The organism is Streptococcus suis (assembly GCF_016743335.1).
GTDB classification, from domain to species: Bacteria; Bacillota; Bacilli; order Lactobacillales; family Streptococcaceae; genus Streptococcus; species Streptococcus suis_Y.
Window position 1 is genome coordinate 1 of sequence record NZ_WCJE01000061.1, and the last position, 8,665, is coordinate 8,665.

The window sequence follows — 8,665 nt, forward strand, 5'->3', positions numbered from 1 at the left end:
AGTCATTTAGTTTTAAAATAGCATTCTTTGGGATGCTATTTTAAAACTAAATGACTATAAAACTTATTTTACCTTATTTTAACATGAATAAAATTGCAGCAGGTAGATGAAAAGCTAACACCTAGAGAGGATGATATTCGTTCTCTCTTTCTTTTTCTCTTTCCTATTTTCAGGAGGCTAGGCTACCCCCAGCACGTTTCACTATTCAAGGCAATCAAAATCTGTTTTTTTAAAGTTTTCATTTTCCTGCAGCCAAAAGTATTTCCCGTAATGCCCCTTAATAGATTCCGATCTAGGTTAGGAGTAGTTGGTTCCAAAGTGTTTAAATCCTTGTTTTTATTCTTTAGAATTGTTTTAAATATTAGGATTAAACGAGGTCACCTCCTGCTTGATGAGGTCAAAGAAATGGTCTTAAAAATGGTAGATAGTTCTATGATTTGTGAATGTAGTAGAATGGATAGAAGGCGCACGGAACTATAAACATAAAGCATATTTTATGTTGTATTTCAATTTCTTTACAGAACGTATTTTTGTGACTCATTCTTTGCATAGGAGGCATCATTATGATAGAATACTTAGGAAAGTTTCATCCCTTGGATGCATATATATATATATAACAGTGAATTTAGTTATATAAAAGTATGATTTGATGGAATTAAATAAGTTAAATTAGGAGTATTTATGAATCGTAAACGATTTAATAAAAATTTTGATGAAGTCGGACGTAAGAGCCGTGTCAAGATGCACAAATCAGGTAAAAACTGGGTTCGGACAGTTATGTCTCAACTCAGCCTTTTGCGTGTCATTCGAGGGAAAGGGCAGGAAACGGTTTCAGTACCTCTTGTAGATAGTTCAGAGCGATTAGAAAGTCAACGTTACCAGTACCTGAAAGCTATGTTAGCTTCAGGAGCGGTAGCGACTGGAGCAGCTCTTCCGACAGCGATTTTGGCGGAGGAACAGACAATTGCAGTAGAGCAACAAGTTGAAAATGATACAGATACTGTTATTGACAAAGATGTTGTCATCATTGAGACTGTTACTACAGAAGTCGTCTCAGAAGCGGAAGTATCTACATCGCGTAATGATGCCTCGACCAGTGTAGCTAGTCAATCTAGCTCTGTCAGTCAAAGTGAATCTGCCAGTCTGTCCTCGTCGACTAGTGCTTCAGAATCAGCTTCAATGAGCATGAGTGCTTCAGCCTCGACAAGTACAAGTACGTCAGCGTCCACTAGTGCATCTACATCAGAAAGTAAGTCTTCTGTAAGTTCACAATCTGAGAATCATTCGGATAACGCGATTGTCTCAAGTCGAGTTGCAGAAGCAAGTGGCTCTTCGATGACTGCAACTGAGTCTGGAACCAGTCTGATTGCTGTTGAAGATAATGGCAAGTCTTCTTTTAATGTGCTATCAGGAAATACAGAAGTTGGCCAAGGGCTAGCACTTTTGAACAACGTAACTCAGAAAACAGCAAGTGCAAGCTCAGAAGTGACGGCTGGATTCATAGTTGCCAGCCTTGATAGTAGCTCTTCTAGTCAATCTGAGACTACAAGTCAAATCAATAGTCTCGATTACACAAACTTGGATAATGCCTTGGCGAGTTTGAATCAAGCACTGTCATTACCAGAGATAGATGCTTCAACGACAACTACAACACGGTACCAACGTTACCAAACAGCTTTGCAAAATGCGCAGTCTGCTTTAACTGAGGCAACGGAACTACGAGCTTCCACATCAGCCAGCCAAGAGGAAGTGGACGCAATGAGCCAAAAGGCAGGTCAGGCAGCGATCTCCTTGACTGGTCGTATCAATCAAATCCAAGCAGCTTCCGGTATGTTGCGTGTTGCCGAAGGAACGAGCACGCGAGCAACTGATACGACAGCACCGGTTGTTACGTATCCAAATACAGTTTACTTCTTCTACGGTAAAACGACGACGGTTGATCTTGTTCTTGCAACAGTAACGGAGGCGTCAAATCCAAGCACTTGGCAAAAATGGGGTGTGGCGTACACAGATGATAGAGGAACTCTTGATAATTACAATAACCTCAACGATCAACTGGTAGATGCCAATGGTAATGCAGTCCGACTAGGAGTTCGTCCAAAAGCAGGTACAACCAACCAGTGGGAAATCTACATTCCTGCCGGCTCAATGATTAGACCAAGCCTGTTTGACGGAAATAACCTCGCAGCTAGGGATACCGATTTTCTTAGTCGCTGGCCATTTGTTGTTGATGCGGCTGGAAATCGTAACTCTGGGCTTACTAATGATGCGATTGGTATCAAGTTGACTGCTGTTGCTGTGCCAAGTGGCTATGTCAATAAAGGAACAGGTGTCGTAGCGACAGCTTCAGAGATTGAAAATATTGCTAAAAGTTGGGTCAAGAACGGAAAACCTTGGGATGGTTTAACTGCGGCGACAACCTTGAACTATCAGGTACAAGGGACACCGCCAGCAGCAAATGTGACGACAGCTGTCCCTGTGTTGGTAACGACTGGGCAGGGCATCAGTACAACAGCAACCGTACTGGTCAACTACCCACCAACCATTGAATCTGTGACAGATTACACTGTCTTTGCAGGTACAGCCATTGCAACAACAGATGGCAGCAATAGCATCCGACCAGTAGTGGCGACTGAGAGGGACGCTGTTAATGGGGTCAATAATACAGTTGAACAACAGGCCAAAACCATTACAAACTCGGCAATTAGTGGAGATACAGGTCTCTCGGTCAACCCAACGACTGGTGCCCTAAGCGGGACAATCTCGCAAGCAAGTGGTACTGGTTACTTTACGCGATCTATGACCTTTACCGATGGTCTCAATAACAGTTCAACATCCAGCAATTTCAGACTCTACATTATTGATACGGCGGCATCTACCCTCTCTCGTGCCCATAAGAATAAACCATCCAATCAGGAGGTTATGGATGCGGTAACTGTATCGATGGGCAGCAGTTCAACTACTGTGACGAAGTCTGTTGTCTCTATCCCTGATTCGACTGGTGTTGCGGAGACCTTATATGCTGTTGTACGAGTAACAACAGCTCAGGGTGTTTATAAGGACGTTCAGGTTCCGATTAACTACAGCGCCAACCAAGCTCCTACAGTGACATCAAGCGCACAAGTTGCAGATAAAAGTCAGTCAACCTATGACTTATCAACAGGAGTTGTCGTTTTGGATGCCGAAGATGGATCATCACAAGACCGTACAGCCACTTCACCAAAGGTAACCAAGTATGAAGTTCTAGATGATACTGGTAGTGTCGTTCAGACAGTCACGGATAGGACAGCTACCCGCATCAATACTTCTACGCTAACACTTGGCAAAACCTACACTGTTCGCGTAACTGGTGCAGATAATGATGGCGCAACTACCACAGGAACTTACACACTGAGAGTTGCCGATACCGGACCTACAACGACTGTTGTTAACAATATGGCTGTTTTCAAGAACACCCCGATTGCATTGACAAATGGGGGAACAAGCATTACACCAGTGACCGCAACAGATCCAAATGGTATTTCAGGTGCTCGTTTGTATATCACCAGATCGAACGGTACGAAAGGTGATCAAGATACAACATCAGGCTTTACAATTGATCAGACAACAGGAGCCTTCTCAGGTCAAACAGGAACAAACTACCAAGGGACAGGTGTTTACACCCGAAGTATGGAGTTTACGGATGGTCTGGGAAATGTTTCTGGTCTAACGAATTTTAAACTCTATGTTTATGATGTTACAGCTGGCAGTCTAGAACAAAATTACAAAACAACGCCAACCGCTGACCAAGTTCTTAATCAGGTTACGATTCAAGGGACTTCTAGCGGAAGTATAGGTGTTCGAAAAGAGATTATAGGCTCAATTCCTACGACAAATGGTTCGGCAACCGTACGTGTTATCACAGATCAAGGTGTCTATAAGGACGTTCAGGTTCCAATTACCTACCGAGCTAACCAAGCTCCTACGATTACAGCAGCTGATCGAACGGTAGACAAGGGTGCAGTTGCAACGTATGACCTAAGAACAGGAGTAACTGTACGTGATGTTGAGGATGAAGCAAACAACCTTACTCCATCAGTTACCAAAATCGTCCTAAAAGATGCGTCAACAAATACCGTCATTAGTACTATTACAAACACAAGTCAGATGACGATAAATACGAGTACGCTTGACCCAACTAAAACTTACACTGTAGAAGTGACAGGCAGTGACGCTGAAGGCTTGACGGCAACGACTAGCTATACACTAAGTGTTACCGATAGTGCCCCGACCACGACAAGTATCAGCAACATGGCAATCTTTAAAGGAACAAGGATTGCGACAGTAGACGGTACAAATGCGGTCAAACCAGTTGCAGCATCAGATGCGAATGGTTTTTCAAGTGTTCGTCTCTACAGAACGCAAGCAGATGGAACGAGTCGTGTCGAAGAGACAAACTCAGGCTTTACAATTGATCAATCAACAGGTGCCTTTTCAGGAACTGCAAGTGCTACCTTTAATACCGTCGGTGTCTATTCAAGAAGTTTGGCCTTTACGGACACTTTGGGCAATACAACCCAGCTTCAGGACTTCAAAGTCTGGGTGATGGATGCGTCAGCTAACACGTCCTTGTTAAACCGTCTTTATAAAAATTACCCGTCTGAACAAGATGTGCTAAATGCCGTTGCGGTATCAACGGGTGGAAGCACTATCGGCTACACGAAGACGTTGACAACGGCTATCCCAAAAACAGATGGGACTGCAACGGTTCGTGTCACGACAGACCAAGGGGTCTATAAGGATGTCCAAGTTCAAATCAGTTATCAATCTAACAAAGTTCCTAATGTTACAGCTAGTGACCAAGTACTTGATAAGGCTGATAAGGCAGCTACCATTGACTTGACAAGGGGTGTTGAGGTCATCGACCCAGAAGATGGCTCGTCAAATGCAGGCCAGGCAAACTCGCCATTTATCAGTAAGATTGAAATTACCGATTCAGAAGGCAATCTTCTCTCTACGCTGACGGATAAGGCGGCCATGCAGAACTTTAGCACGGCCAATCTAAATGTGGGCGAGACGTATACCATAAATGTAACAGGTAGTGACATCGAAGGCTTAACAAATACCCGCGAATACGTTCTGAACGTAGTAGATACTACCCCAACCGTCACCGTTAACTCCGGGTATGAAAACGGTACAGGTGCGGTTTATTATGTGTTTAACAATACCGAGTTAAACAAAGCCCTTGAACCAGTAACGGTTCGTGATGACCAAGGGGTTACCTCTATTACAGTGGATGCAATTGGCAGTGGTAGTACGCATATCCCGCCAACAGGCTTGACCTTTGACATTACTACAGGAGCTACTGAAAGCACGGTTCGAGTCACAGGGAAACACAATGCTGGAACAGCAAATGGCACAGGGACTGTTACACGTGAACTTCATGCCTATGATGCAGACGGACACGTTTCAGAAGCCGTCACACCATTTACACTTCAAATCTTAAATGTATCCAATGTGACCAAAGCAGTTCTTGAGAAACCTTCAGCAACAGAGATTGAAAACTGGGTAAAAGCTACAGCTGTCGGCAGTAGCAGTACAGTTTTGCAGGATGCTGGACTGACCTATGCTGTTGTGGGAACGATTCCAGACACCTCTGGTACTGTTAACGTCAAGGTAACGACTAAACAAGGGATTGAAAAAACAGTTACTGTAACCCTGAATTACCTGACGACTTCTGTTGGTGCCATCACAGTTGATTCAGTAACACCAATTACCGAACAGATGGTGAAAGACCAAGTCACGGTAAGTAACGGAACCGCTACAACAGCAGTTGCCAAAGATGCGCAAGGCAATCCAATCTTAACGGTGACAAGCACGGATCCGACGACCAAAACAAAGCTCGGAACGATTCGCGTGACGGTAACAACTACCGATGGATTTAGCAAAGACGTCGAGGTTCCAGTTACTGTAACAAATACGGTACCGACGATTGTAACGCAAGATGCTACGATTACGCGACAACCATCTGGAACATCAACAAGAATTGACTTGAAAGATTACATCACCATTACGGACTCAGAAGATGATAAGAGTGCAACGGATACTTACACAACGGCTATCCAAGTCGTGATTACAAATCCTGCTACAGGATATTCACAGACGATTACGGCGGAAAATGGTGATTCTTTACCTGTTGATTTGACAAATCTCCCAGCGGGAACTTATACTGTTTCAGTCACAGCTACCGATTCGACTGGAGCGGTAAAAACAGCCACCAGCTCTATCACATTGCAGGAAAATACAGCACCGAATGTAACCGTTTCTGATCAGACTATTGATCGTGGTGGAAAAACAACGATTGACATCTCTACTGGTGTTACAGTTACAGATACAGAAGATGACAGAGATCCAAATGATAGTCTTACAACCACTGTTACTTATACGGTAAAGGATGCAAATGGTAGTATTGTTTATCAAGGAAGCCAGCCGAATGTCCCAGTAGAGACATTAGTAGCAGGAATCTATACGGTAACTGTAGCAGCGACAGATGCCCACGGTGCTAAGACTGAGAAAACGTATACCTTAAAGGTTACTGACAGGAATTCTGAGTCTGCCTCAGTATCAGCCAGCGAGTCCGCCAGCACCTCCGCGTCAACTAGCGCAAGCACGTCTGCATCGACAAGTGCAAGCACGTCAGCTTCAACAAGTGCAAGTACCTCCGCGTCAACGAGTGCAAGTACCTCCGCCTCGACTAGCGCAAGTACCTCCGCGTCAACCAGCGCAAGTACCAGTGCTTCAACGTCGGCAAGCACTTCCGCGTCAACGAGTGCAAGTACGTCCGCGTCAACTAGCGCAAGCACCTCTGCTTCAACCAGTGCAAGTACTAGCGCCTCAACGTCCGCAAGCACGTCAGCTTCAACGTCGGCAAGCACTTCCGCGTCAATGAGTGCAAGTACCTCCGCCTCGACAAGTGCAAGTACGTCAGCGTCAACCAGCGCAAGTACAAGTGCTTCAACCAGTGCAAGCACTTCCGCTTCAACCAGCGCAAGTACGTCCGCATCGACAAGTGCAAGTACATCTGCATCAACATCGGCAAGCACGTCCGCATCAACATCGGCAAGTACAAGTGCCTCAACCAGCGCAAGTACATCCGCATCAACCAGCGCAAGTACGTCTGCATCGACAAGTGCAAGTACGTCTGCATCGACAAGTGCCAGCACGTCAGCATCGACAAGTGCAAGTACATCCGCTTCAACCAGCGCAAGTACGTCTGCATCGACAAGTGCAAGTACATCCGCATCGACAAGTGCAAGCACAAGTGCTTCAACGTCAGCAAGTACATCCGCATCAACATCGGCAAGCACGTCCGCTTCGACAAGCGCAAGTACAAGTGCCTCAACGTCAGCCAGCACGTCTGCTTCAATGAGTGCAAGTACGTCTGCTTCAACCAGCGCAAGTACAAGCGCTTCAACATCGGCAAGTACGTCCGCATCGACAAGCGCAAGCACATCCGCTTCAACGTCAGCCAGCACGTCTGCATCAACAAGTGCAAGTACAAGTGCCTCAACGTCAGCAAGTACAAGTGCTTCAACAAGTGCAAGTACGTCAGCTTCAACATCGGCAAGCACGTCCGCTTCAACTAGCGCAAGTACGTCTGCATCGACAAGTGCAAGTACATCCGCTTCAACTAGCGCAAGCACAAGTGCTTCAACCAGCGCAAGTACGTCTGCATCGACAAGTGCAAGCACGTCCGCATCGACAAGCGCAAGTACAAGTGCCTCAACGTCAGCAAGCACGTCTGCATCGACAAGTGCAAGTACATCCGCCTCAACGTCAGCGAGCACATCCGCATCAACATCAGCAAGCACATCGGCGTCAACATCGGCAAGCACAAGTACAAGTGCTTCAACCAGCGCAAGCACAAGTGCTTCAACGTCAGCAAGCACGTCTGCATCAACAAGTGCGTCGACATCGGCAAGTACATCCGCTTCAACTAGCGCAAGCACAAGTGCTTCAACATCGGCAAGCACGTCAGCTTCAACGTCAGCAAGTACATCTGCTTCAACGTCAGCAAGCACGTCTGCATCGACAAGCGCAAGCACGTCCGCTTCAACATCAGCAAGTACGTCCGCATCGACAAGCGCAAGCACAAGTGCCTCAACTAGCGCAAGCACGTCCGCATCGACAAGCGCAAGCACATCCACCTCAACGCCGGCAAGTACCTCAGCTTCGGCAATGACTTCTGAAGTTGCAAAACCAGTGAATCGGAAGGCAACTAAGCTACCTAATACAGGTGAGGCCCAGTCCTCAGTATCAGGATTGTTGAGTGCCACAATGTTAGGAGGAGCCTTTGCACTTATGGCTAAACGTCGTCGTAAGGAGCGAGAGGACGATGATATTTCATAATGGTATTCAGTTTGTAGATAGAACTGAGAGAGTTAACAGAATTCTGTATTGCAGTAGAAAAGCGAACTCTTCGTTAAACTAAACTAATTGGGACGTATCAAAAATAGCTCTATAATTCGGAAGTGGTTAGAACCATCCTCGAATTTATAGAGCTTTTTATAGTGAGGAAAAGTAACGTAACCGCCCAATAACAAGGTATATTGAAAAAGGCTCCAAAGTCCTGTCGACTCTGGAACCTTTTTCTATTATGTGACTTTTAATCCGTCACGCTCCGTAA

Annotated in this window: 1 protein-coding gene; it reads left to right on the forward strand. The window is 45.5% G+C overall.

Annotated elements, in window-relative coordinates; translation table 11 throughout:
• Positions 1-681 precede the first annotated feature (681 nt).
• A complete protein-coding gene (locus tag F9856_RS11300) occupies positions 682-8,388 on the forward strand; it encodes an accessory Sec-dependent serine-rich glycoprotein adhesin (RefSeq protein ID WP_202106662.1) in 7,707 nt (2,568 codons plus the stop codon).
• Positions 8,389-8,665 lie beyond the last annotated feature (277 nt).